21 protein-coding genes and 1 riboswitch are annotated in these 22,966 nt (G+C 67.1%); of the genes, 11 read left to right on the top strand and 10 right to left on the bottom strand.

Annotated elements, in window-relative coordinates:
- Nucleotides 1-1,155, top strand: a 1,155-nt coding sequence (locus A5784_RS39190; RefSeq protein ID WP_232006049.1) for a DUF222 domain-containing protein, incomplete at its 5' end; no start/stop codon positions are given.
- Here A5784_RS39190 and A5784_RS15325 read toward each other — a convergent pair.
- The 7 genes from A5784_RS15325 to A5784_RS15295 form a co-directional block, all read right to left on the bottom strand.
- A complete protein-coding gene (locus A5784_RS15325) occupies nt 1,152-1,778 on the bottom strand; it encodes a TIGR03085 family metal-binding protein (protein WP_064945768.1) in 627 nt (208 codons plus the stop codon). The two genes, A5784_RS39190 and A5784_RS15325, sit on opposite strands and share 4 nt — an antisense overlap.
- A gap of 56 nt (nt 1,779-1,834) precedes the next feature.
- The gene (locus A5784_RS15320; RefSeq protein WP_064945767.1) at nt 1,835-2,383 is read right to left on the bottom strand and encodes a hypothetical protein; all 549 of its coding nucleotides are present in this window, start codon (nt 2,381-2,383) and stop codon (nt 1,835-1,837) included.
- Between the two features lie 35 nt (nt 2,384-2,418).
- Nucleotides 2,419-3,147 (bottom strand): oxygen-binding di-iron domain-containing protein, encoded by a 729-nt coding sequence (locus A5784_RS15315; RefSeq protein ID WP_064945766.1) that lies wholly within the window; start codon nt 3,145-3,147, stop codon nt 2,419-2,421.
- A 12-nt stretch (nt 3,148-3,159) separates the two neighbouring features.
- Nucleotides 3,160-3,360 carry a hypothetical protein gene (locus A5784_RS15310; RefSeq protein WP_064945765.1) on the bottom strand — a complete coding sequence of 67 codons (201 nt, stop codon included), beginning with the start codon at nt 3,358-3,360 and terminating at the stop codon, nt 3,160-3,162.
- A 23-nt stretch (nt 3,361-3,383) separates the two neighbouring features.
- On the bottom strand, nt 3,384-4,877 hold the full coding sequence (locus A5784_RS15305) for an amino acid permease (RefSeq protein ID WP_064945764.1): 1,494 nt from the start codon (nt 4,875-4,877) through the stop codon (nt 3,384-3,386).
- Nucleotides 4,878-4,978: 101 nt separating this feature from the next.
- Nucleotides 4,979-5,683, bottom strand: coding sequence for a FadR/GntR family transcriptional regulator (locus A5784_RS15300; protein ID WP_064945763.1), 705 nt, complete (start codon nt 5,681-5,683; stop codon nt 4,979-4,981).
- 122 nt (nt 5,684-5,805) lie between these two features.
- Nucleotides 5,806-6,543 (bottom strand): cutinase family protein, encoded by a 738-nt coding sequence (locus A5784_RS15295; RefSeq protein WP_064945771.1) that lies wholly within the window; start codon nt 6,541-6,543, stop codon nt 5,806-5,808.
- Between the two features lie 224 nt (nt 6,544-6,767).
- Here A5784_RS15295 and A5784_RS15290 point away from each other — a divergent pair, with 224 nt between their 5' ends.
- Both A5784_RS15290 and A5784_RS15285 read left to right on the top strand, forming a co-directional pair.
- On the top strand, nt 6,768-7,400 hold the full coding sequence (locus tag A5784_RS15290; protein WP_064945762.1) for a hypothetical protein: 633 nt from the start codon (nt 6,768-6,770) through the stop codon (nt 7,398-7,400).
- The gene (locus tag A5784_RS15285) at nt 7,397-8,554 is read left to right on the top strand and encodes a PrsW family intramembrane metalloprotease (RefSeq protein WP_064945761.1); all 1,158 of its coding nucleotides are present in this window, start codon (nt 7,397-7,399) and stop codon (nt 8,552-8,554) included. Before A5784_RS15290 ends, A5784_RS15285 begins: the two co-directional genes overlap by 4 nt.
- A 15-nt stretch (nt 8,555-8,569) precedes the next feature.
- Here the strand turns inward: A5784_RS15285 and A5784_RS15280 are convergent, their stop codons facing one another.
- From A5784_RS15280 to A5784_RS15270, 3 genes are all read right to left on the bottom strand, one after another.
- Nucleotides 8,570-9,889 carry a DUF445 family protein gene (locus A5784_RS15280; protein ID WP_064945760.1) on the bottom strand — a complete coding sequence of 440 codons (1,320 nt, stop codon included), beginning with the start codon at nt 9,887-9,889 and terminating at the stop codon, nt 8,570-8,572.
- The gene (locus A5784_RS15275; protein ID WP_156750582.1) at nt 9,886-10,710 is read right to left on the bottom strand and encodes an Abi-alpha family protein; all 825 of its coding nucleotides are present in this window, start codon (nt 10,708-10,710) and stop codon (nt 9,886-9,888) included. The genes A5784_RS15280 and A5784_RS15275 overlap by 4 nt, the downstream gene beginning before the upstream one ends.
- Before the next feature lie 147 nt (nt 10,711-10,857).
- On the bottom strand, nt 10,858-12,069 hold the full coding sequence (locus A5784_RS15270) for an FAD-dependent oxidoreductase (protein WP_064945769.1): 1,212 nt from the start codon (nt 12,067-12,069) through the stop codon (nt 10,858-10,860).
- A 166-nt stretch (nt 12,070-12,235) separates the two neighbouring features.
- Between A5784_RS15270 and speB the strand changes: the two genes are divergently transcribed.
- From speB to lpdA, 8 genes are all read left to right on the top strand, one after another.
- Entirely contained in the window at nt 12,236-13,240 is a 1,005-nt protein-coding gene (gene speB, locus A5784_RS15265) for an agmatinase (RefSeq protein WP_064945759.1), read from the top strand.
- A 32-nt stretch (nt 13,241-13,272) separates the two neighbouring features.
- A riboswitch (glycine riboswitch) is annotated at nt 13,273-13,364 on the top strand.
- A gap of 236 nt (nt 13,365-13,600) precedes the next feature.
- Nucleotides 13,601-16,387, top strand: coding sequence for an aminomethyl-transferring glycine dehydrogenase (gene gcvP / locus A5784_RS15260; protein ID WP_232006050.1), 2,787 nt, complete (start codon nt 13,601-13,603; stop codon nt 16,385-16,387).
- Nucleotides 16,384-17,499, top strand: coding sequence for a glycine cleavage system aminomethyltransferase GcvT (gene gcvT / locus A5784_RS15255; protein WP_064945757.1), 1,116 nt, complete (start codon nt 16,384-16,386; stop codon nt 17,497-17,499). Before gcvP ends, gcvT begins: the two co-directional genes overlap by 4 nt.
- Before the next feature lie 11 nt (nt 17,500-17,510).
- Nucleotides 17,511-17,909, top strand: coding sequence for a glycine cleavage system protein GcvH (gcvH, locus tag A5784_RS15250; protein ID WP_064945756.1), 399 nt, complete (start codon nt 17,511-17,513; stop codon nt 17,907-17,909).
- 2 nt (nt 17,910-17,911) lie between these two features.
- On the top strand, nt 17,912-19,180 hold the full coding sequence (gene glyA, locus A5784_RS15245) for a serine hydroxymethyltransferase (RefSeq protein ID WP_064945755.1): 1,269 nt from the start codon (nt 17,912-17,914) through the stop codon (nt 19,178-19,180).
- Nucleotides 19,180-20,559: an L-serine ammonia-lyase gene (locus A5784_RS15240; RefSeq protein ID WP_064945754.1), complete on the top strand. Its 1,380-nt coding sequence runs from the start codon at nt 19,180-19,182 to the stop codon at nt 20,557-20,559. Before glyA ends, A5784_RS15240 begins: the two co-directional genes overlap by 1 nt.
- Before the next feature lie 4 nt (nt 20,560-20,563).
- Complete coding sequence (lipA, locus tag A5784_RS15235; RefSeq protein ID WP_064945753.1) at nt 20,564-21,517, top strand: lipoyl synthase; 954 nt, start codon at nt 20,564-20,566, stop codon at nt 21,515-21,517.
- Complete coding sequence (lpdA, locus tag A5784_RS15230) at nt 21,504-22,871, top strand: dihydrolipoyl dehydrogenase (RefSeq protein ID WP_064945752.1); 1,368 nt, start codon at nt 21,504-21,506, stop codon at nt 22,869-22,871. The genes lipA and lpdA overlap by 14 nt, the downstream gene beginning before the upstream one ends.
- The last annotated feature ends 95 nt before the right edge of the window (nt 22,872-22,966 follow it).

The raw sequence follows: 22,966 nt of genomic DNA, 5'->3' as shown, positions 1-22,966 counted from the left end.
GCCGTCCTGGCCATGGGTCGCGCGATGCTGGCCTCGGGACAACTGGGCCAGCACAACGGACTGCCGGTATCGGTGATTATCTCCACCACCGTGCGCGAGCTGGAATCGGTGGCCGGGATCGCCACCACCGCCAGCGGCACCCGCTTGTCGATCCCGCAAGTCGTCGCGATGGCCGCCCGGGCGCGGCAGTATCTGGCGGTGTTCGCCAACCACAAAGAGGTGCCGCTGTATCTGGGGCGCGCCAAGCGGCTCGCCTCGGTGGGGCAACGCATCGCGCTGCACGCCCGCGATAGAGGCTGCACCAAACCCGGATGCCCGCACCCACCGGACCGCTGCCAAGGCCATCACGCCGAACAGGACTACGCCCAAGGCGGGCAGACCGACATCACCGACCTGACCCTGGCCTGCCCGAAAGACAACCGCCTGGTCAGCGAGCACGGGTGGACCACCCGGGTGCGTGACGACGGTCGCATCGAATGGGTCCCCCCACCCCTGCTCGACACCGGCCAAGACCGCCTCAACCACTACTGGCGCCCCGAAGACCTCTTCCACCCCAACCACCACGCACCCGACAATCCCTGCGATGAGGATGCCGGTGCGGATGCCGACAGCGAGGATGCCGACGGCACTGCGGCGCACGATGCCGAGCCTGCCGAGCCCGGCCTGCCGGACGACGAACCACGCCACCCGAGCGCCGACGAGACAAGCGATATCGGCCCGGCGTCCAATGGCGATGAGGCACCGGACGACGAAGCAATCCAGACCATCGGCGGCGACGACGCCGATGCCGACAGCGCCGTGACAGGCGATGAAGCGCCCGCCGAGCCCGACCCGTGGCCTGAAGTGGTCACCTCGGAGCCCGAAGAGCTGCGCCCCACGAACGTGCAAGACACAGGCGACGCCGACCCCGCCGCCAATGACTATGAGGCACCGCAACATCCGGCCCAACCGGACCAAGAGGTAACCCGCAGCATCGGCGGCCTAGACGCCGACGACGCCGTGACAGGCGATGAGGCGCCCGCCGATCCCGGCCTGGAGCCTGTTGAGACCGCACCGGCACCGCAGGATCCGCACACTTCCAGCCGGCAAGCACCGGACAGCCACCCTCACCCCGCACACAGCCCCAACAACCGCGACGGGCCTGATGACCCCTAGAGGCCGCGGTGGGCCGACCGCAGGGCGGCGACAGCATCATCGTCGCCCGAGAACGCCACCTCGGCCTGCTCGCGACCCGCGACGAACATCAACAACTCACCGGGAGCACCGGTGACGATGACCTCTGGGCCGTGTCCGATGGTGGCCAGTGTTTTGCCTTCGGGTGTGTTGAGCGTGACGCGGGCCGGAGACTTCGACATCGTCATCCTGGCCATGTTCGGCACCATCCGGGCCAGCGCGCTGACGGTCGCGTCGTCGAGTTCCCTTGGCTTCCAACCGGCTTGGGCGCGCCGCACATCTTCGTTGTGGATGAACATCTCGCCGACGTTGACCAGCGGATCGAGCAGGAAGAACGGTGAGTACAGCGGCGGGCCCGCGGCGATCTTGTCCACCAGCTCGGCCCAGTCGGTGGCGGCAGTTACCTGATCCTGCACCTTCGCGGTGTAGCCGGCGAGTTGCGGCACCAGGATGCCGGGCGCGGCATCGAGCCTGCGTTCTCGCACCACGAGGTGGGCGGCAAGATCGCGGGCGTTCCAGCCCTCGCACAGAGTGGGTGCGTCCGGGCCGGCCGCACGCATGGTTTCGACGAGCGCGGCGCGCTCCCGCTTGGCGGCAGTGCTCATGCGCGATCCGCCTTCGGCTCCTCGCTGCGAGTCATACCGCAACTCTAGGCAGAACCCTAGAAGCTCTCCACTCCCTGGACAGCAACAACCATGCCGTGACCGGTCGCGTCGTTGGTGAACCGGGTGCCATCGTTGCCGGCGTCGATGGTCCAACCGAGTGCCCGATACGTGCGGTAATCCAGTGTCACCGCAGGGATATCGCCGAGATTGCCCAGTACCCAATGGGTTTGGCCGCCCGTGCTGACCCGGATGCCGTTGGCGGGTGCGCCGTCGACGATCGGTGAGTTGGTGAAGTCCGATTCGCAGCCGACCTCCCGGCTGGAGATCTGGCAGCGCGTCTTACCGGATTTGGTCTGGATGAAGACATAGCCGTTCGTGGGTTCGAGCGCGGTCGCGCCGGGCGGGGCTTGTGAGGTGGTGGGCGCCGGCGGCGTTGTGGTGCTCGGCGACGGAGCAGGACTCGATCGACTGGGTCGGGGAGTGGGGAAGGTGGGCTCGGTCAGCGATGGCGGGCTGGTGACGGGCGCGCCCTCGATGCTGGAGTGGCACGCGGTGAGCAGGACGCCGGATATCAGCAGGGCGCCCAGCAGTGGCCGAGCCGTCACGCGACAAGGCTATGCAGTCTCCGGCTCCGACGGCGTTAGGACGCGCCGATCATCGCCGCATATCCGTCGGCAAGGGCGCGCAGTTGGGCGGCGCCGTCGCCGCTGTGCGATGAGCCGTGCATGATCGCCAGCGTCGTCGGATTCAGCTCGGCCAGCTGGGTCAAGGTAGGGGTCAGATTGGTGGTCAGCCCGGTCGCGTGAAAGAGTCCTTCGGCGTCCAGTGCCGGTGCCACACAATCAGATTCGGTGAGTGCCTGGCATTTCCCGGTGTGGGTGAAGAGGTCACCCGCCAACAGCGTCGAGGTGGTTTCGTCGAACCACAGGCCCGCTTCCCAATTGTGCGGCACGTGCGGCGTCGGGATGAATCTCAGCCGGTGGCCTCCGATGTCGTGCGCGCCATCGGGTGCGGCAACGGGTGGCCGGTCGCACATGTCGGCCAGCGACAGCATGATGGCCAGCGGACCGTGGATCACCTCGGCGTTCGGGGCGGCGGCCAGCATCTGATTCATCGCGCCGCATTCGTCGGCTTCGAGATGGCCGAAGGAGATCCAGCGCAGTTGTTCGAGCGGCAGTACGCGGTTGATCGCCTCGGACACCGAGGGAAACAGGTACCGCATGCCGGTGTGGAACAGGAACGGCTCGTCGCCGGTCAACAGGAACTGGTTGAAGGTGAATCCGTGCTCGGTGATGCCAGGCACCCAGGTGGAGATCCGGTAGATGTCTGGTGCGATCTCGTCGAGCTGGGCTGCCGTGGTGTCGCTCATCGCAGCGCTGTGTCAGGAGAAGTCGCGGAACGCGAGTGCGAACCCGCCGACCGCAGTGACCGCCGCGATGGCATAGCCGATGATCGACCACCAGCCGAGGTGGTAGTACGCGGTGACGGCCACAATCGCCATCGCTAGGAACACCATCACCATCCCGTACAGCGGTGGGCGGGCGGCGTAACGGTTACGGGTATGGGGATGGCTGCGGGTCATGATTCACCTCGTCCTGTGCGGTCTTACTCTTCAGGATCCACCGGACGGTTCGCCACCACCGGGAATTCGCCCGTATAGCCCATGCGTTCACCCGCAGCCTCCATCACGCGGCCACGCACCAGGTACCAGCCGCCGATGAGCATCGGGATGAGGACGACGAGCGTCCCGACGGTCCAAGTGCCGATCGGGGCGTCGAAGGCCATCAGCACCAAGACCGCGACGAGGAACACCAGTGTCGCGTATCCGCTGTACGGCGTGAGCGGCATCCGGAAGTTGGGCCGTTTCATGATGCCTGCGCGGGACATCTTCACCAGCCGTAGCTGGCACAGCACGATGGTGCCCCACGACGCGATGATGCCGAGCGCCGCCATGTTGAGCACGATCTCGAAGGCCTCGCCGGGCTCGAAAGCGTTGAGCACCACGCCGAAAAGGCAGATCACGCAGGTCAGCACGATGCCGCCGTACGGCACGCCGCTGCGCGACATCCGCGCGGTGAACTTCGGTGCGCTGCCGTTCATCGCCATTGACCGCAGGATGCGGCCTGTCGAGTACAACCCGGCGTTGAGGCTGGAGAACGCCGCGGTGAGCACCACGACGTTCATGATGTCGCCTGCTCCGGCGAAGCCGATCTTGGAGAAGAACGTGACGAACGGGCTCTGGTGCTTGTCGTAGGCGGTGTAGGGCAGCAGCAGCGCCAACAGCACCACCGATCCGACGTAGAAGATCGCGATGCGGGCCACCACGGAGTTGATGGCACGCGGCATGATCTTCTCCGGCTCGGCGGTCTCACCGGCCGCGGTGCCCACCAATTCGACTGCGGCATAGGCGAATACCACACCCGAAGTGACGATCAGCAGGGGTAGCGCGCCTGTCGGGAACAATCCGCCGTGTTGCGCGATGACGCTCAGGCCGGTGCTGTGACCGTCGACCTGATAGCGGCCGGCAAGGAAGATCGTGCCGACGACGAGGAACGTCATGAGGGCCAGCACTTTGATCAGCGCGGCCCAGAACTCCATCTCGCCGAACATCTTGACCGAGATGAGGTTGACCGACAGCACGATCGCCAGCGCGAGGAACGCCAGCAGCCACTGCGGAATGACGTCGAACGTCTTCCAGTAGTGGAAGTAGGTGGCGATGGCTGTGGTGTCCACGATGGCGGTCATCGCCCAGTTCAGGAAGTACAGCCAACCGACGGCGTATGCCGCCTTCTCGCCGTAGAACTCGCGGGCATAGGACACGAACGATCCCGACGACGGCCGGTGCAACACGAGCTCACCGAGTGCCCGCAGGATCAGGAACACGAAGACACCGCAGACGGCATACACCAGGAACAGTCCAGGGCCGGCCGAGGCGAGGCGACCGCCTGCGCCGAGGAACAGCCCGGTGCCGATGGCTCCGCCGATGGCGATCATCTGCAACTGCCGCGGCTTGAGGCCCTTGTGATAGCCGGCGTCTTCCTTGGTCAGGTTCGGCGACGGGGCGGTGGCGGGTTGGGCTTGCGGAGACTGCGCGGTCATCGGAGTCCAATCTCGGCTGTGCGGCTGTCAGACAGCTTGACCGAACGAGTGTGACACCGGTCACGATTTTCCGTCAAGGAGGTGAACTTCGGTTCAGGGCCTCAAGGGGTTATGGAGGTCAGCTTGTTGACCGCATCCTCGACTCGATCCAGGTGCTGCCGCATGCTGTCGGAGGCGTCGGCGAAGTCCCCTGCGGTGATGGCGTCGAGGATCCGGCGATGTTCGCGATCGGACGCGGTGCGGCGTTCGTGGATGCTTGCGTTGAGTAGCCGCGATTGGATCGACAGCGCGCCACGGATGGCCCCGACGACGGTCGCGAACACTTCGTTGCCCGACGCGCGGGCGATGCCGAGGTGGAATTCGGTGTCCATCTTGACCCATCGGGCTGGATCGCTTTCGGCGCTCATGGCGTCGACAATCTTCGTCAGAGCTGCCAATTCTCCATCGGTGCGGCGTCGAGCCGCCCAGCCGGCGGCCGGCACCTCGATGTAGGGCCTGGCCTCAACGAGGTCGCGTGCCGAGAAGCGGCCGTAGCGAGGTGCGGCGGCGTGGGTGGAGATCACGGTGGTGCCCGAACCGGTCTTGGTCTCGGTCAGTCCGAGTGTTTGGCAGGACCGCAGCGCCTCGCGGACGACCGAGCGGCTGACCCCGTAGCGCGCGGCCAGCGCGGCCTCGGGAGGCAGTTTCACCCCGAGTGGCAGATCGCCGTTCTCGATAGCCGAGCACAGGTCGTCGAACACCGTTTCGGCGGCGTTGCGCCGCACGACGGCGGCCGGCCGATCTGTCCAGCTATCGGGCAGATTCATGAAGCTAGCGTGCCGTCAGCTGTGAGGACTGTCAACGGCCGCACGGCCGGTGCCCTCGAACAGAGCGACGGCCGGAAGCGGTCCTGTGCGGACTTGCTTCCGGCCGTCGGCCCGGGGTTCTGCTAGTTTCCGGCGTCACCTGCGGTCTGCACCACGGTCGCCGCGGGAGCGGAGACACCCAACTGGCGGGCCGCGAAATCGGCTGCCTGGATGGCCATCCCGTTGTCCTTGTAGGAGCTGTGCGCCGACCGGTTCAAGCCGCCGGGGTAGCACACGGGGTCACCCGTCGCGCAGAGCTGAATGGTCTTGGCGGAGTACAGCGGTCCGATGGCGATGGACGGTGCGTCGCGGTCGGCCAGGTGCAGGAACCAGTCGTCGGGGGTTCCGAACAGGGCCACGGCGGCGACGTGCGAGGCGACGGCCGGCGGCATCGGACCTGAGATGCTGGCAGGCAGGACGAATCCGGCGGGAACGGAGGCCGAGGTGGTGTAGCCGGCCACCGCGGCGCCCTGCGAGTACCCGCCCAGCACGATCTTGGTCGCCGGGCAGTTCGCGGCGATCGACTGAATCCTGTTGCTGGCGTCGGCGATTCCGTCAACCGCCTGGCCGAAATCCAAGGACGCGGGGTAGTTCACCGCGTACACGTCCACGGTCTTACCGGGCAGCCGGTCGGTGAGGGCGTCGACGAAGGCCTGCCCCGTCGCGCCGACGCCGGGTGCTTCGAACGTCCCTCGGGCGAACACGACCTCGACGTTCGCACACGAGTCGTCGGCGGCGTTGGCTGTCGCGACCGGGCCCGCGAGCGAGCCGACGACGATTGCTGCCAACGCCAGGACGGTGTAAATCGTGGACTGCGCCATTCTGGTGATCACGGTGCCACTCCCATCTCGTTCCGTTTGCCACGGCTTCGGTGTCGGAGTGGCAACTAACTGCTACAAGTGGGATACCTGAGCTGCGATTCCGCGGACGTCAAGTGATGTACGCCACGTGAGGAAAGTGCGTATTTCGGGATTGCCGCAGGCGCGGTGAGCGTTGGCATCGCGGATGTCGGCCCGGTCGGGAAAGGCGCCGGTAATCTGCGCACATGCAGCCCGTTTACGAGCCCGACGAACGGTGGGTGCCCGCCGACCGGCGCTGGTGCGGCCTCGACCGCCGGACCATCCCGCCGGCACTGGCCGTCCTGGCACTCGCGATCGTGATGACTGTGGTTGCGCCGGTGGTGAATTCGTCGCTCACCTACACCGAACAGGTGGCGCCCGGCGACATCATGGAACTGGCCGACGGTGTGACGTTCGTGCCCGAGCCGGGCTGGGGCATAACCGACGGTGTACGTCGCGGCAACGAGCCGGCAAGCGGGTATCCGAGCACCGCGACCGTGGTCAACGGGGACGCGTCGCTGTCGGTCGGGGTGGTGCCGTTCAAGGGCGACGCCGATGCCGCGCTGAGCCAACTCGAGGAGCGCGTGCGCCGGGCCGAGCCCGACGGTGCTGAGGCGACGACGGGCACGCGGGCCCCGTTGACCACCGATCAGGGCGTGCAGGGCCGGACCGTCGACCTCACCGATCCCGTGGCGCACAAGGTGTTGGCGGCGTTCGTCATCGACGGTTTCGCGGTGAAGGCCGTCGCGATCGAACCGCTGCTGGCCACCAGCAGTGACCGCGACACAGCCAACCGGATGATCACCAGCATCCGGCGTGACGCGAAGGCCGACCGATGACCGCGCCGGACGCGCCGCCGATGGATACCCTTGTCGCCGCGCGGATCTCAGCGATCGACGCCTCCGGGTGGGGGCGCCGCTTCGTGTTCATCCAACCGCGCAATCTGGCCTTTTGGGTTTACCTGTTGCTGGTTCTCATCGGGCTCGGTCAATTCGCCGATTCGGTGGGAAGTTTCAGCCCGCACTCGGTATTGACCGCGGCCGTCGTGTTCGCGATCTATGGCGCGGTCATCTGGTTCCTGGCCCAGCGCGCCGACCGCTACACCGAGCTTCCGGTCAAGCTGCTGACCACCGCCCTGGTGTGGGGTGCCTTCGCCGCAACGTGGGCGATGGCGGCCGTCGCCAACACGGCCATCGGGGATTTGTACGCCAAGCAGTTCGGTCAGCGTTGGTCATTGGACTGGGCGGCCGGGCTGTCGGCGCCGGTCACCGAGGAACTCGCCAAGGGCGCCGGACTGGTGCTGCTGATCGTGCTGGCACCGCGCATCGTGCGCACCGCATTCGACGGATTCATCATCGGTCTGGTCATCGGTCTGGGATTCCAGTTGCTCGAAGACATGTTGTACGCGTTGCGCGATCAGAACGGCATGGCCGTCGTCATGGTGCTGCGCATGCTGACCGGAGTCGGTGGACATTTCGCCTACACCGCCATCTTCTGCGCCGGGCTCATCTATGTGTTGGGCCGCCCCGCCGAACCGCGCAGGGTGGGCCGCGGGTTGCTGCTCATGGTGTCGGCGCCGGTGCTGCACGGTCTGTGGGACTCGGCGGGAAGCCTCGTCGGTGGTAGCACCGTCCTGCTGATCGTGCTCTGGGCGGCCATCCTGCTGGTGACGCTGATCATCTTCTTCCGGGTCTATGTGCTGACCGTGCCGCAGGAGCGGGCACTGCTGCGCAGTGTGCTGGCGCCCGAGGTGGCGTCGGGTGTGCTGGCCGAGGCTGAACTCGACGCCATCGCAGGCAACCGCAGGACCCGACGGCGCTATCGGAAGTCATTGCGTCCCAGGGCGGTTCGACGCACAGCGCGGCAAGTACTGCAGGCCGGCTACGACCTGGCGCAGGAGCTGGCCCGCTCACGCGGCGCGGATACTCCGGCAGTCCAGTTCGCCCGGTCGGAGATCGGCCGGATCCGCAGCGGTGCACCGTCACGGTGGTGACGCGGCGCGGGTGACTCAGTGGTGCAGCGCCGTGCGCACCGCATCGACCATGGCGGCGGTCTCGGGGGTGCGGCCGAAATGCTCGATGATCTGCACCTGGATCTCACCGACGATGCCACCGAGGATGGCGCCGACGGCGATCATCGTCGGCTCGTCGTCCTTGAAGACCGGCCGCAGGATGGACTCGTATTCCTCGTTGGTGAGCTGCCCCATCTTGTCGACGATGGTCTGCTCGAGGTCCAGTGCGCTCATCGCGTAGTCCTGCGCGTCGCGCAGCGTGGTGGGCAGCCGCTCGAGCACCATCTGCACCAGGTTGTCCTTGAGTGCGTTGTAGCGCTGGGTCCCGATGGCGAGTTTCACCAGGGGAGTGGCGATGCCGGTCTGCGCGTCGATGGCGGCTTCGACCTCCTTGCCGACGAGCGCGAAGAGCTTGTCGGCGCCGGGCCCGCGCAGGATGCCGTCGAACAGGATCTCCGGCGAGAACAGATCCTCGGACAGGATCCTGGCGTAGTCCTTGGTGATCGTCTCGCGCTGCGCGTGCAGCAACCCCTGGAACGGGATGAAGCCCAGATACTTGGTCGGCTGGACCGGCCGGAACAGCATGTTCAGCGCGATGTAGTCACTGATGAAGCCGACGCCGAAGCCGAACGCCGGCATGATCCACGGGTTCTGGAACAGCGCCCACGCCACCATCTGCACCAGACCGATGCCGAGGCCGAAGTAGATGCCGCTGCGCCGGACGAACGCCATGGCGTTGTCGCCCAGCCCGCGCATCAGTTTGTTGAGCTTCTCCTTGTTGCGGACCAGCGTGGTGACCGCGAGGAACTGCACGTCGACGAAGCGGGGCAGGTCGGCCCGCATCTCGTCGAGCATCTTCTCGACGACCTTGGGGGTCTGATCGTGGATGCGAGTCTGGATGGTTCGGCGAGCCGCGTCGGGCAACGAATCCCACAACCCCGGACGGATCTGCTCGGCGAGTTCGCGGGAGATCTCGTCGACCGCCTGCGTCAGGGGCTCGCGCAGGTTCTCGACGGCCTCCTTGGCGTCGACCTTCTCGAGCAGTTCCTCGGGTTTGAGCAGGTTCTGGGTGAGCAGCTCGATGGTCTTGGACCCCACCTTGCCTGCCCGGCGCGGGACGATGCCCTGCCAGCCGATCGGGCCGATGCCGACGAAGGCCAGGGGCCGGTAGAGCATCTCCAGCGCGACGATCTTGGTGCTCCAGCCGACGAACGCGGCCACGAAGGGCATGGAGAGGTAGATGAACCAGTTGGCGCCGAAGTCAGCCTTGATCTCCTGCCAGTTTTGGATGGCGAGGATCGTTTCGCTGGTCGTCACCGACCGTCCTGCTGCATAGCCGCCTCCCACAACCCCATGCCCAGGCTCGACAGGCTCAGCGTGAGCCGCTCGACGCGTGCGGTCAGCGGACCGCGCGTCGCGGTCTTGATCGCCGCGAGTACTGCCGGCTCGGCCATCAGCACCTCGTAGTCGCTCTTCATCCCCGGATCTTCTGGCCCCGTCTCCACGAGACCCAACGAGAGCAGATGTCCGACGTACTGCGGCACCATGCCGGGCAGCGCGACGTTGGCGGTGCGGCCGATCAGGCACGCGTTTTCCAGTACGGCCTGCCCGGGAGTTCGCGAGCGCGTCCAGGACCGGACGTTGACCAGAGGCGAGGACGCGCCGTCCGACAGTGCGCCGATGATGCGGGCTTCGTCGGCGACGAGTTGGTTGAGCAGCCGGTGGTACAGCTCGACCTGGCTGCCGCTGGTGCTCTGGTCCAGCGCACGCTCGAGCAGCCGGCCCATCTTGGTGTGCAGCGATTCGCTCGTCGGCTCGTCGGGTTCGGCCGATTGCAGCGTCTTGGGCGTCGTCTCGACCGCGTCGAGCCGGTCCCGGAGCAGAGTCATCAGCTGCTCTTCGCCCCAGCTGGCGAGTTGCATACCGACCTTGGCGGCGTCGGTCGCCCGGCCGGCGATACCGAACGGGTCGAACCACTTGGGTACAGGCGCCTGGTATTTCGGCGTGCGGATGGCAAACGCGATCTCACCCACCGGGGTGGACAGCTTGAATCCCCGACGCTGAAGGGCCCGCCGCTTTTTCGGCGAGTCAGCGGTGACCGGCTCGCTGGAATCCGCCTTCGACAACTCCTGTGACATCGCTGATCGACCGCCTCCCCGGTACCAGATGTGTCCGCAGTTCAGTACCGATCGACCTTAGATCTACGGCATCGAGATGTGCGCACGGTACCTGGTCGGAGGACCGCGGTGCGCCAGTGGGCGCAAACTCACCCGGTGCGGCGTTGTTCAGCGGCGCCGGGCGACGGCCGGGACGTGTTCGGGGCGCACTCCGGTGCCGATGATGTAGCCCGGCACGGTGGCCAGTCGGGGCAGCCGGTGCAGTAGATTCCGCAGGGCAGGTGGCGGGATGATCTCCTTGCCCGCCATGGCCGGGGCCAGCACCTGTCGATGCACGATCCGCTGGAAGCCCTGGGTGACGACGGTGGGAACGGTGCGTTGGCGCTGCACCGCGGCCAGATCGGACTCGGTGATGCGGTGCTCGCGTAGCGGTGCGTGCAGCAGCCGGGACGCCGCGGCGGCATCCTGGATCGCGACGTTGACGCCGACGCCGCCGGCGGGGGACATGGCGTGTGCGGCGTCGCCGATGCACAGCAACCCGTCGCGGTGCCAGGTGTGCAATCGGTTGAGCCGGACGTCGAGGAATTTCACGTCGTCCCACGAATTGAGCGAACCGACGTCGGATTCGGGGATCAGCTCGGCCAGCTCACTCTTGAAGAGCTCCAGGCCGCGGGCGCGCAACTCGCTGTCGCTGCCTTTGGGAATCAGATAGGCGATCTGGAAGTAACCCCGGCGCGGGATCATGATCAGCGCCTTGCCGGGCGCGGTCCGTGGGATGAGCGAATAGTCGCCGTCGTTGGTGCGGGGCAGCCGCAGCCACCAGACGTCGAACGGCACGGGGTACTCGCGCACCGACAGGCCGGATTCCCGTCGGGCGACCGACCAGCGTCCGTCGCATCCGACGGTGAGGTCCGCGCGCAACTCGCCGGGACCGTCCGGGCTCTCGTAGCGGACACCGGTGATCCGGTCTCCGTCGCGGAGCAGCCCGGTGACCTCCGTCTGCATCCGCAGGGTGAAATGAGGTTCGGATTTGCCGGCGTCGGCGAGCAGGTCGAGAAAATCCCATTGCGGCACCATCGCGACAAACGGATGGGGTTGCCGCAGCCGCCGGAAGTCGACCATGGTGAGGGCTTGTCCGTCGACGGTGAAATCGCCCTTTTCGACCTTGCTGTAAGGGATTTCGTCGAACTTCTGCAGCAGGCCCAGCTCGTCCAGCAGGCGCATGGTGCTGGGGTGCACGGTGTCGCCGCGGAAGTCCCGCAGGAAGTCGGCGTGCTTCTCCAGCACCGTCACATCGACCCCGCATCGGGCCAGGATCAGGCCGAGCATCATGCCGGCCGGGCCGCCGCCCACGATGGCGCACGTCGTGCTGTCGGTCACGACACCCAGCCAACCACGAAAACCGCCGTCGCAGAACGACAGGGCGATTGTGCGATCGCTCAAAGACGGGGCCGGGGGTTTGGGCATTATCTGCTCGCCATCGATGGCCGCGGGGGCAGATGCTGGCAGTCGAACAACCGGCGATCCGAAAGGCTGGAAACCACAGATGACCACGCGAAACGGCATCATCGGCGCTGTGCCCGCCACGCAGGTTCCGCGGTATGCGGGCAAGGGCACCTTCGCCAGGATCGCCGACATCCACGAGGTGTCCGATTACGACATCGCGATCCTCGGCGTGCCGTTCGACGGCGGTACCTCCTACCGTCCGGGTGCGCGGTTCGGTCCGCTCGCGGTGCGTACCGCGGCCCGTGCGCTGCGCCCGGGCTATCACGTCGAACTGGGTGTCGCGCCGCTCGAACACGTCCAGGTGGTGGACGCCGGCGACGTCGCGGTCACGCCCTACAACATCGACGAGGCGTGCCGGCAGATCCAGGACCACGCCTCCGACATCCTCGCCGGCGGCGACCGCCGCATCGTGTCCATCGGTGGTGACCACACCATCGCGTTGCCCAATCTTCGTGCGCTGCATGCCAAACACGGCCCCGTCGCGCTGGTCCACTTCGACGCGCACCTGGACACCTGGGACACCTACTTCAACGCCCCGGTGACCCACGGCACCATCTTCCGGCGCGCGTTCGAGGAGGGGTTGCTCATCGAGGACCACTCGATCCACGTCGGCATCCGCGGTCCGATCTACGACCAGATGGACCTCGACGACGACGCCCGGATGGGTTTCAAGATCATTCGGGCAGGCGACCTCGACGTGATCGGCGTCGACGCGGCTGTGGACGTGGTGCGCCGCCGGGTCGCCGACGTCCCGGTGTACCTGTCGATCGACATCGACGTGCTGGACCCCGCGTTCGCCCCGGGCACCGGGACCCCCGAGATGGGTGGCCTGACCTCGCGCGAGCTGCTGAAGATGCTGCGAAAGATGACCGGCCTCAACATCGTCGGCGCCGACGTCGTCGAGGTGGCGCCGGCCTACGATCACGCCGAGATCACCTGCGTTGCGGCGGCCACGCTGGTCTTCGACATCGTCTCGCTCATGGTCGCCGGAGCCCGCACCAACTTGCCCGTCAACGGTGAGGTTGCGACAACCGCCCGTCCATGACGTAGCATGCATCACACAACTGAAAACGTCGTTGACGCACTGTGGGAGAACCTCCGTTGTTCGGAGGCGCCGTAGGAGCAACTCCTCCCCGGGAATCTCTCAGGCCCAATACCGCAGTGTCGAGGCAACTCTGGAGAACAGCGAGATCCACCGATCCCGCTTACCGAAGGGGAACAGCGCAGCAGCGCTAAAACTCTCAGGTTTCAGGACAGAGCGGGGAGGTGTCACCACCCGATACGTCGCGTCACCGCGGCGCCTTGAAACCGGAGTCACCTCGTGCCTGAGCTTTCTGAAGTTGTCAACGGCGACAGTGTTTTTCGCGATCGCCATATCGGCCCCGACCACACCGGCCAAGCCCTCATGCTCGACGTGCTGGGCTACCCGTCCGTCGACGCATTGGTCGACGCGGCCGTACCCAGCCAGATCCGCAGTACCGACGGGTTGCGGCTGCCCGCGGCGCGGTCCGAGGAGCAGGTGCTCGACGCGCTGCGAGCGCTGGCCGACCGCAACCAGACGCGCGTGCAGATGATCGGTCTCGGCTACCACGACACCATCACTCCCGCCGTCCTGCGGCGCAACATGTTGGAGTCGCCTGCCTGGTACACCGCCTACACGCCGTACCAGCCGGAGATCTCCCAGGGCAGGCTCGAAGCGCTGCTGACCTTCCAGACCGTCATCGAGGACCTCACGGCACTGCCGGTGGCCGGTGCGTCGCTGCTCGACGAGGCCACCGCGGTGATGGAGGCGGTGCTGCTGATGCGCCGGGCCAACAAGACCTCGAAGTCCAATCGTGTTGTGCTCGACGCTGATTGCCTCCCTCAGACGCTGGCGGTGGTGCGCGGGCGCGCCGAGTCGGTGGGCATCGAGGTGGTGGTCGCGGACCTGTCGCAGGCGCTGCCCGACGGTGACGCGTTCGGCGTCGTCTTTCAATCGCCCGGTGCCAGCGGCGTCGTCCGCAACAATGCGCCGCTGATCGCCGCGGCCGCCGACCGGGGCATGCTCACCACGGTCGCCGCGGATCTGCTGTCGCTGACGCTGATCACGGCTCCCGGCGAGCAGGGCGCCGATATCGCGGTGGGCTCCGCGCAGCGCTTCGGGGTGCCGCTGTTCTTCGGCGGGCCGCACGCCGGGTACATGTCGGTGCGGTTCGGTTTGGAGCGCATGCTGCCGGGCCGGCTGGTCGGGGTCTCCGTGGACGTGGACGGCAAGCCCGCCTACCGGCTCGCCCTGCAGACCCGCGAACAGCACATCCGCCGCGACAAGGCGACCAGCAACATCTGCACCGCGCAGGCGCTGTTGGCCAACGTCGCGGCCATGTACGCGGCCTACCACGGTCCGGAAGGGTTGCGCGCCATCGCCACCCGCGTGCACGGTCACGCCGCCGCGCTGGCGGAGGGCCTGCGGTTCGCGGGCCGCGAGATCGTCCACGACCAGTTCTTCGACACCGTGACGGTGCGAGTCCCCGGTGGTGCCCACGACATCGTCGCCGCGGCCGATCGCGCCGGTATCAACCTGCGTCTGGTCGACGCCGACCACATCGGCATCTCGTGCGACGAGCGCACGACCGACGACATCGTGCGGCGCGTGCTCGACGTGTTCGGTGCCGTCCCAGTCGCTTTGGGGGACGTCGACGCGCTCCCCGCCGACGTGCGCAGGACGTCGGATTACCTGACCCATCCGGTGTTTCACCGGCACCGCTCCGAGACCGCCATGTTGCGCTTCCTGCGGGAGCTCTCGGACAAGGACCTCGCACTGGACCGCACGATGATCCCGCTCGGTTCGTGCACCATGAAGCTGAACGCCGCCGCCGAGATGGAACCGATCAGCTGGCCCGGGTTCGCCGGTATCCATCCGTACGCCCCGGCCGCGCAGACCGCCGGGTACCTCGAGCTGATCGGCAATCTCGAGGACTGGCTGGCCGAGATCACCGGCTATGACCGGGTTTCGTTGCAGCCCAACGCCGGATCTCAGGGTGAGCTCGCCGGACTGCTGGCGATCAACGCCTACCACCGGTCCCGCGGTGACGTCGAGCGCGACGTCTGCCTCATCCCGCAATCCGCGCACGGCACCAACGCCGCATCGGCGGTGTTGGCAGGCATGCGCGTGGTGGTGGTCAAGACGGCGTCCAACGGCAACATCGATGTCGACGATCTGCAGGCGAAGCTGGCCGACCACGCCGGGCGCGTCGCGGCCATCATGCTGACCTACCCGTCAACCCACGGTGTGTACGAGACCGAGGTGCGCACCGTGTGCGATCTCGTCCACGGTGCCGGCGGCCAGGTGTACGTCGACGGGGCCAACCTGAATGCCCTTGTCGGCCTGGCCAAACCGGGCGAGTTCGGCGGCGACGTCTCACACCTGAACCTGCACAAGACGTTCTGCATCCCGCACGGTGGCGGCGGCCCAGGCGTCGGTCCGGTCGCGGTGCGGGCGCACCTGGCGCCGTTCCTGCCGGGCGATCCGCTGTCCGTCGACGGTCCGGCGCCGGTGTCGGCCGCCAACTACGGCTCGGCGGGCATCCTCCCGATCACCTGGGCCTACCTGGCGCTGATGGGGCCCGACGGGCTGACGGCCGCGACCAAGACGGCGGTGCTGGCCGCCAACTACCTGGCCGCGTCGTTGGCCGACCGGTACCCGGTCCTCTACACCGGGGAATCCGGGTTGGTCGCCCACGAGTGCATCCTGGACCTGCGCGAGATCACCAAACGCACCGGGGTGACGGCCGAGGACGTCGCAAAACGGTTGATCGACTATGGTTTCCATGCGCCGACCCTGTCCTTCCCGGTCAACGGCACCCTGATGGTGGAGCCCACCGAATCGGAGGATCTGGCCGAGCTGGACCGGTTCATCGCGGCCATGATCGGCATCCACGACGAGATCAGCCGCGTCGACGCGGGGGAGTGGGCGCTGGAGCAGAGCCCGCTGCGGCAAGCGCCGCACACCGCCGAGCAGGTCACCGATGCCGAATGGAACCTGCCGTACAGCAGGCAGTACGCGGCGTATCCCGTTGCCTCCCTTCGTCGGGGCAAGTACTGGCCGCCGGTCCGCCGTATCGACGGCGTACACGGTGACCGCAACCTCGCCTGCTCGTGCCCGGCACCCGAGGCGTTCCAAACCGAACCGACCCTGCAGGAGGCCCTCGTATGACCGTCGACCACACCCCGGCTTCGCCGCTGCTCGACGAACACCGGGAACTGGGCGCCAGTTTCACCGACTTCGCGGGTTGGGCGATGCCGCTGAAGTACGGCAGTGAACTGGCCGAGCATCGGGCGGTGCGCGAAACCGCGGGCCTGTTCGACCTCTCGCACATGGGTGAAATCTCGATCACGGGGCCGCAATCCGCCGCAGCGCTGGATTTCGCGTTGGTCGGTGAGGCTTCCAAGATCGCCGTCGGACGTGCCAAGTACTCGCTGATATGCGACACCGACGGCGGTGTCATCGACGATCTGGTGGTGTACCGGCTGGCCGACGAGCACTTCCTGGTCGTCGCCAACGCCGCGAACGCCCCGACGGTCGCCGACGAACTGCGCAGCCGGGCCGCCGAATTCGACGCCCAGGTGGACGATCAGTCCACCGATACGGCGCTCATCGCCGTGCAGGGCCCCGCATCCGAAGCCATCGTGAGTTCGCTGGTGCCCGAGGATCAGCGCGAGACGGTGCGAGATCTCAAGTACTACGCGGTGACCGAGGCCCGCGTGGGCGACATCGACGTGCTGCTGGCCCGCACCGGGTACACGGGGGAGGACGGCTTCGAACTCTATGTGCCCAACGCGCAGGCAGTGGGCCTGTGGCGGGCGCTGTTGGCGGCCACCACTGCGGCAGGCGGGGCGCCCGCGGGCCTGGCGTGCCGCGACACGTTGCGGCTGGAGGCCGGCATGGCGCTCTACGGGCACGAACTCGACAAGACCACCAACCCGTATGAGGCGGGGCTCGGCAAGGTTGTTCGCCTCGCCAAGGATTTCGTGGGACGCGATGCGCTGCAGCGGCTTTCCGAGCAGCCCGTACAGCGGGTGCTGGTGGGGCTGAAGGGCTCGACCCGGCGCGCGGCCCGGGCCGGGTACACCGTTCATCACGGACCCGACGGGGCCGCGGTCGGCAGCGTGACCTCGGGCGCACTGTCGCCCACCCTCGGATACCCGATCGCCCTGGCCTACCTGGACGCGTCGCTGGCAGAACCGGGAACGGTCCTGCACGTCGACATCCGCGGCAACAAAGAGCAGTTCGAAGTCACCCCGGCGCCGTTCTACCGCCGCAACTGAAAAGGATTGACATGGCAGACATCACGATTCTGGACGATCGCAGCTACACCGAGGAACACGAATGGGTGCTGATCGCGCCCGGCGCCGCATTGCCCGACGTTCCGGTGCGCGTGGGGATCACCTCAGTCGCAGCGGCGGCGCTGGGCGATCTGGTGTTCCTCGACCTGCCTGAGGTCGGGGCCACCATCACCGCCGGCGAGACCTGCGGTGAGGTCGAATCCACCAAGACCGTGTCCGAGTTGTACCCACCCGTCAGCGGCACCGTCACCGCGGTCAACACAGCCGCTGTCGACGATCCCGCCCTGGTGACGTCCGATCCGTACGACGAGGGCTGGCTTTTCGAGGTGCAGCCGACCGCAGCAGGAACGCTGCTGACCGCAGCCGAATACGCAGCGAAGAGCGAGGCCTAGCCATGACTGTGCTCGATCAGGATCTCGCCGAGTTCGACCCCGAGATCGCCTCGGCCATCGGCGACGAGCTGCGCCGCCAGCGACTCGGTCTGGAGATGATCGCGTCGGAGAACCATGCGCCGCTCGCGGTCATGCAGGCCCAGGGTTCGGTGCTGACCAACAAGTACGCCGAAGGCTATCCGGGCCGCCGCTATTACGGCGGCTGCGAACACGTCGACGTCATCGAACGGCTCGCCATCGACCGGGTGAAAGGCCTCTTCGGAGCCGAATTCGCCAATGTGCAGCCACATTCGGGTGCGCAGGCCAACGCCGCGGTGATGCATGCACTGATCAAGCCCGGTGACACCATCCTCGGTCTGTCTCTCGACTGCGGCGGCCACCTGACCCACGGCATGCGGCTGAACTTCTCCGGCAAGCTCTACAACGTCGCCGCGTACGGGGTGTCCAAGGAGGACTACCTCATCGACATGGACGCCGTTGCCGACGCGGCCCGAGAGCACAAGCCGCAGTTGATCATCGCCGGATGGTCGGCTTACCCGCGGCACGTCGACTTCGCGCGGTTCCGCGAGATCGCCGACGAGGTGGGCGCCTACCTGATGGTCGACATGGCCCACTTCGCGGGCCTCGTCGCCGCGGGCTTGCATCCCTCGCCCGTCCCGCACGCCCACGTCGTCACCTCCACGACGCACAAGACTCTCGGCGGTCCCCGCGGCGGCGTCATCCTCACCAACGAGGCCGACATCGCCAAGAAGATCAACTCGGCGGTGTTCCCCGGCCAGCAGGGCGGACCGCTGGAGCACGTCATCGCCGCCAAGGCCGTCGGATTCAAGATGGCCGCGCAGCCGGAGTTCGCCGAGCGTCAGCGGCGGGTGCTGCGGGGCGCGCAGATCCTGGCCGAGCGGCTGAACCAGCCCGACGCACAGGCCGCGGGAATCACGGTGCTGACCGGTGGCACCGATGTGCATCTGGTGCTGGTGGATCTGCGCAACGCCGCCATCGACGGGCAGCAGGCCGAGGACCGGCTCGACGCCGTGGGCATCACCGTCAACCGCAACGCTGTGCCGTTCGACCCCCGCCCGCCGATGGTGACGTCCGGGCTGCGCATCGGCACCCCGGCACTGGCGGCCCGCGGATTCGGCGACGAAGAGTTCGCGAAGGTTGCCGACATCATCGTCCGCGCTCTCGTCGCTTCTCCCGACGCGAACACCGATGATCTTGCCGCGCAGGTGCGTTCGCTGGCCGAGCAGTTCCCGCTGTACCCGGAGCTGTAATGGCCATCAGTGTGTTCGACCTGTTCTCGGTCGGCATCGGCCCGTCGAGTTCGCACACCGTCGGCCCGATGCGGGCCGCAGGCAGGTTTGTCGACGAGCTCGTCGCACGCGGCGTACTCGACGAGGTCGCCGATGTCCGCGTCGACCTGTTCGGCTCGCTGGCCGCCACCGGTGTCGGGCATGGCACCATGCCTGCGATCCTGCTGGGTCTGGAAGGCTACCGGCCCGAGACCATCGAGACCGATGACATGGAACGCCGGCTCGCGGCCATCCGCGCCGAGGGCAAGATTCAGCTCGCAGGCCGGGTTCTGCTGGCTCTCACAGAGTCCGACATGGTGCTGCACCCGTTGACTCAGCGCGGGCATCACCCCAACGCCATGACGGTGACCGCCGTCGGCACGGGCGGTGAGGAGGTGTACCGCGAGACGTACTTCTCCATCGGCGGCGGATTCGTCGTCACCGAAGCGGAGTCGGCGGAACGGGAGACCGGCGAACCGGTGGGGGACAGTGGCTTCCGGTCTGCTGCCGAGCTTTTGGCCCTGACCGAACGCGATCGGATCTCCGTGAGCCAGGCGATGATGCGGCTCGAATGCGCGAACCGCACCGAAACGGAGGTGCGGGAGCGGCTGCTGCACATCCGCGATGTCATGGTCGCCTGCCAGACCAAAGGCATGTCCCGCGACGGTTACCTGCCCGGCAATCTGCGGGTGCGGCGACGTGCGCACGACTGGTTCGTGCGGCTGGCTGCCGAAGACCCACAACGTGATCCGGCTTTCGCCGAGGACTGGGTGAACCTGGTGGCGCTGGCGGTCAATGAGGAGAACGCCTCCGGTGGACGCATCGTGACCGCGCCGACCAACGGTGCGGCGGGCATCATCCCGGCGGTCCTGTACTACGCGTTGCACTACACGCGTGCAGGGCTTTCCGACCCGGACGACGCGACCATCCGCTTCCTGCTCACGGCAGGCGCGGTCGGCTCGCTGTACAAGGAGCGGGCCTCGATCTCCGGTGCCGAGGTCGGCTGCCAGGGTGAGGTCGGGTCCGCGGCGTCGATGGCTGCCGGTGCGCTCGCCGAAATCCTCGGGGGCACACCGCAGCAGGTGGAGAACGCCGCCGAGATCGCGATGGAGCACAGCCTCGGCCTCACGTGTGATCCCATCGGTGGACTCGTACAGATTCCGTGTATCGAACGCAATGCGATCTCGGCAGGCAAGGCCATCAACGCCGCCCGCATGGCGCTGCGCGGGGACGGCACCCACCGGGTCAGCCTCGACGAGGTCATCGACACCATGTGGGCCACCGGAATGGACATGAGTGCCAAGTACAAAGAGACCTCCACCGGTGGGCTCGCCGTCGCGGTCAATGTTGTCGAGTGCTGATGCCATGACCGTCACCCCAGAAGGCCGTCGCGTGCTGCGACTGGAGGTCCGCAATGCGCAGACTCCCGTCGAACGCAAACCGTCGTGGATGAAGACCACGTTCAAGACCGGGCCCGAATACCGTGAGCTCAGTGCACTCGTGCGGCGCAACGATCTACACACCGTGTGCCAGGAAGCGGGCTGCCCCAACATCTTCGAATGCTGGGAAGCCCGCGAGGCGACATTCCTGATCGGCGGCGACCAGTGCACCCGGCGGTGCGATTTCTGCCAGATCGCCACCGGCCGCCCCGAACCACTGGACCGCGACGAGCCACGGCGCGTCGCCGAATCGGTGGCGCAGATGCAGTTGCGCTACGCGACCGTCACCGGCGTGGCCCGCGACGACCTGCCCGACGGCGGCGCCTGGCTCTACGCCGAAACCGTCCGGCAGATCCACGCGGTCTGCGGAGGCACCGGGGTGGAACTGCTGATCCCCGACTTCACCGGGACGCCGTCACAACTCGACGAGGTGTTCGACGCCGCCCCAGAGGTGTTGGCGCACAACCTGGAAACCGTGCCCCGCATCTTCCGGCGCATCCGGCCGGGCTTCGACTACGCTCGCTCGCTCGCAGTGCTGTCACGGGCCCGCGAGCAGGGTCTCATCACCAAATCGAATCTCATCCTCGGCATGGGGGAGACCAGCGACGAGATCGTGCAGGCCTTGCGGGATCTGCACGCCGCCGGATGCCAATTGATCACCATCACCCAGTACCTGCGGCCCACGCCGCGCCATCACCCCATCGAACGCTGGGTCACACCAGACGAATTCGACGAACTCGGCGGGATCGCCCGGGAGATCGGCTTCCTCGGGGTGATGTCCGGACCGTTGGTGCGCTCGTCCTATCGGGCCGGAACGCTCTACAACGAGGCGCGCGCCGCCATTGCACATCAAGAAGGAGCCTTACATGAACACAGCTGATGTCGTCATCCTCGGCGGCGGCCCGGGTGGTTACGCCGCAGCGATCCGCTCGGCGCAGCTCGGGCAATCGGTCATCCTGATCGACGAGGCTCAGGTGGGCGGCACCTGCCTGCACCGCGGCTGCATCCCGACCAAGGCGCTGCTGCACGCCGCCGAGGTCGCCGAAAATGCCCGCACTGCAACCCAATTCGGCGTCAACGCGACTTTCGAAGGCGTCGACCCCGAGAAGCTGCACGGCTTCAAGAACACCGTCGTGTCGCGCCTGTACAAGGGCTTGTCGGGGTTGATCGAGGGCCTCGGCATCACCGTCGTCAACGGTCGGGGCAAGCTGACCGGGCCGAAGTCGGTCGACGTCGACGGCACCACCATCACGGGCCGCACGATCGTGCTCGCCACCGGATCGTCACCGAAGGTGCCCGGTGTCATCGCGACGTCAGAGCGCGTGCTGACCAGTGACCAGGCCCTGGAGCTCACGACCATCCCCGAGACGGCAATCATCCTCGGCGGCGGCGTGATCGGCGTCGAATTCGCCAGTCTCTGGGCCTCGTTCGGCACCAAGGTGACCATCGTCGAAGCACTGCCCCGGCTCGTGCCCAACGAAGATGCCGCCATCTCCACCTACCTGGAGCGGTTGTTCCGTCGTCGCCGCATCACCGCCAAGACCGGAGCGCGGGTCACCGCCGTCACTTCCGATGAGAACGCCGTGCAGGTCACCCTGGAATCCGGGGATGTGCTCAGCGCCGACGTGCTGCTGGTCGCGGTGGGCCGAGCCCCCCGCACTGCGGATCTGGGGCTGGCCGAGAACGGCGTGAAGGTCGAAGGCGGGTTCGTGGTGACCGACGAGTCGCTGCGCACCAGCGTGCCGAGCGTCTACGCCATCGGCGACATCGTCGGCGGACTCCAATTGGCGCACCGTGCATTTCAACACGGCATTTTCGTCGCCGAACGGATCGCCGGCCGCGAGGCCGAGTTGGTCGCCGACGCAGGCATACCCCGAGTCACCTACTGCCATCCCGAGATCGCGTCGGTTGGCCTCACCGAGGAGGCGGCGCGCGAGCAGTACGGCGATGGCGTGGAAACCGTCACCTACGATCTGGCCGGCAATGGGCGCAGCCAGATCCTCAAGGCCTCGGGCGCGGTCAAGCTCGTCGTCGACCCGGCCGGGGCGGTGGTGGGTGTGCACATGATCGGAGCCGGCGTCTCCGAGCTGATCGGCGAGGCCCAGCTGCTCTACAACCTGGGCGTGAAGGCCGCTGAGGCGGCGCGGTTCGTGCATGCTCACCCCACCCAGAACGAAGCGTTGGGTGAGGCCCTGATGGCCGTATCCGGCGCGCCGCTTCACCTCCACGGGTAAGGGAGGCACCTAGCACCGCGAGCGTGCGTAGTAAGTGAGCTATGGCGCGTGTTGATGGGAGTTACGGCGACGTCCTCCTGCTGTTGTTGAAGGGC

The sequence above is a fragment of the Mycobacterium sp. 852013-50091_SCH5140682 genome (genome assembly GCF_001665685.1).
Taxonomy (GTDB): Bacteria; Actinomycetota; Actinomycetes; order Mycobacteriales; family Mycobacteriaceae; genus Mycobacterium.
This window is presented reverse-complemented; position numbering and strand designations above follow the sequence as displayed.

What these genes read in the sequence shown, in the direction of transcription:
- A5784_RS15300 (WP_064945763.1), bottom strand. Translation starts at nt 5,683, where the DNA reads ATGAATCTGCCCGATAGCTGGACAGATCGGCCGGCCGCCGTCGTGCGG.
- A5784_RS15310 (WP_064945765.1), bottom strand. Translation starts at nt 3,360, where the DNA reads ATGACCCGCAGCCATCCCCATACCCGTAACCGTTACGCCGCCCGCCCA.
- gcvT (WP_064945757.1), top strand. Translation starts at nt 16,384, where the DNA reads ATGACCGTCGACCACACCCCGGCTTCGCCGCTGCTCGACGAACACCGG.
- A5784_RS15285 (WP_064945761.1), top strand. Translation starts at nt 7,397, where the DNA reads ATGACCGCGCCGGACGCGCCGCCGATGGATACCCTTGTCGCCGCGCGG.
- A5784_RS15295 (WP_064945771.1), bottom strand. Translation starts at nt 6,543, where the DNA reads ATGGCGCAGTCCACGATTTACACCGTCCTGGCGTTGGCAGCAATCGTC.
- A5784_RS15305 (WP_064945764.1), bottom strand. Translation starts at nt 4,877, where the DNA reads ATGACCGCGCAGTCTCCGCAAGCCCAACCCGCCACCGCCCCGTCGCCG.
- speB (WP_064945759.1), top strand. Translation starts at nt 12,236, where the DNA reads ATGACCACGCGAAACGGCATCATCGGCGCTGTGCCCGCCACGCAGGTT.
- lpdA (WP_064945752.1), top strand. Translation starts at nt 21,504, where the DNA reads ATGAACACAGCTGATGTCGTCATCCTCGGCGGCGGCCCGGGTGGTTAC.
- A5784_RS15315 (WP_064945766.1), bottom strand. Translation starts at nt 3,147, where the DNA reads ATGAGCGACACCACGGCAGCCCAGCTCGACGAGATCGCACCAGACATC.
- gcvH (WP_064945756.1), top strand. Translation starts at nt 17,511, where the DNA reads ATGGCAGACATCACGATTCTGGACGATCGCAGCTACACCGAGGAACAC.
- gcvP (WP_232006050.1), top strand. Translation starts at nt 13,601, where the DNA reads ATGCTCGACGTGCTGGGCTACCCGTCCGTCGACGCATTGGTCGACGCG.
- A5784_RS15240 (WP_064945754.1), top strand. Translation starts at nt 19,180, where the DNA reads ATGGCCATCAGTGTGTTCGACCTGTTCTCGGTCGGCATCGGCCCGTCG.
- glyA (WP_064945755.1), top strand. Translation starts at nt 17,912, where the DNA reads ATGACTGTGCTCGATCAGGATCTCGCCGAGTTCGACCCCGAGATCGCC.
- A5784_RS15275 (WP_156750582.1), bottom strand. Translation starts at nt 10,710, where the DNA reads ATGTCACAGGAGTTGTCGAAGGCGGATTCCAGCGAGCCGGTCACCGCT.
- A5784_RS15325 (WP_064945768.1), bottom strand. Translation starts at nt 1,778, where the DNA reads ATGAGCACTGCCGCCAAGCGGGAGCGCGCCGCGCTCGTCGAAACCATG.
- lipA (WP_064945753.1), top strand. Translation starts at nt 20,564, where the DNA reads ATGACCGTCACCCCAGAAGGCCGTCGCGTGCTGCGACTGGAGGTCCGC.
- A5784_RS15290 (WP_064945762.1), top strand. Translation starts at nt 6,768, where the DNA reads ATGCAGCCCGTTTACGAGCCCGACGAACGGTGGGTGCCCGCCGACCGG.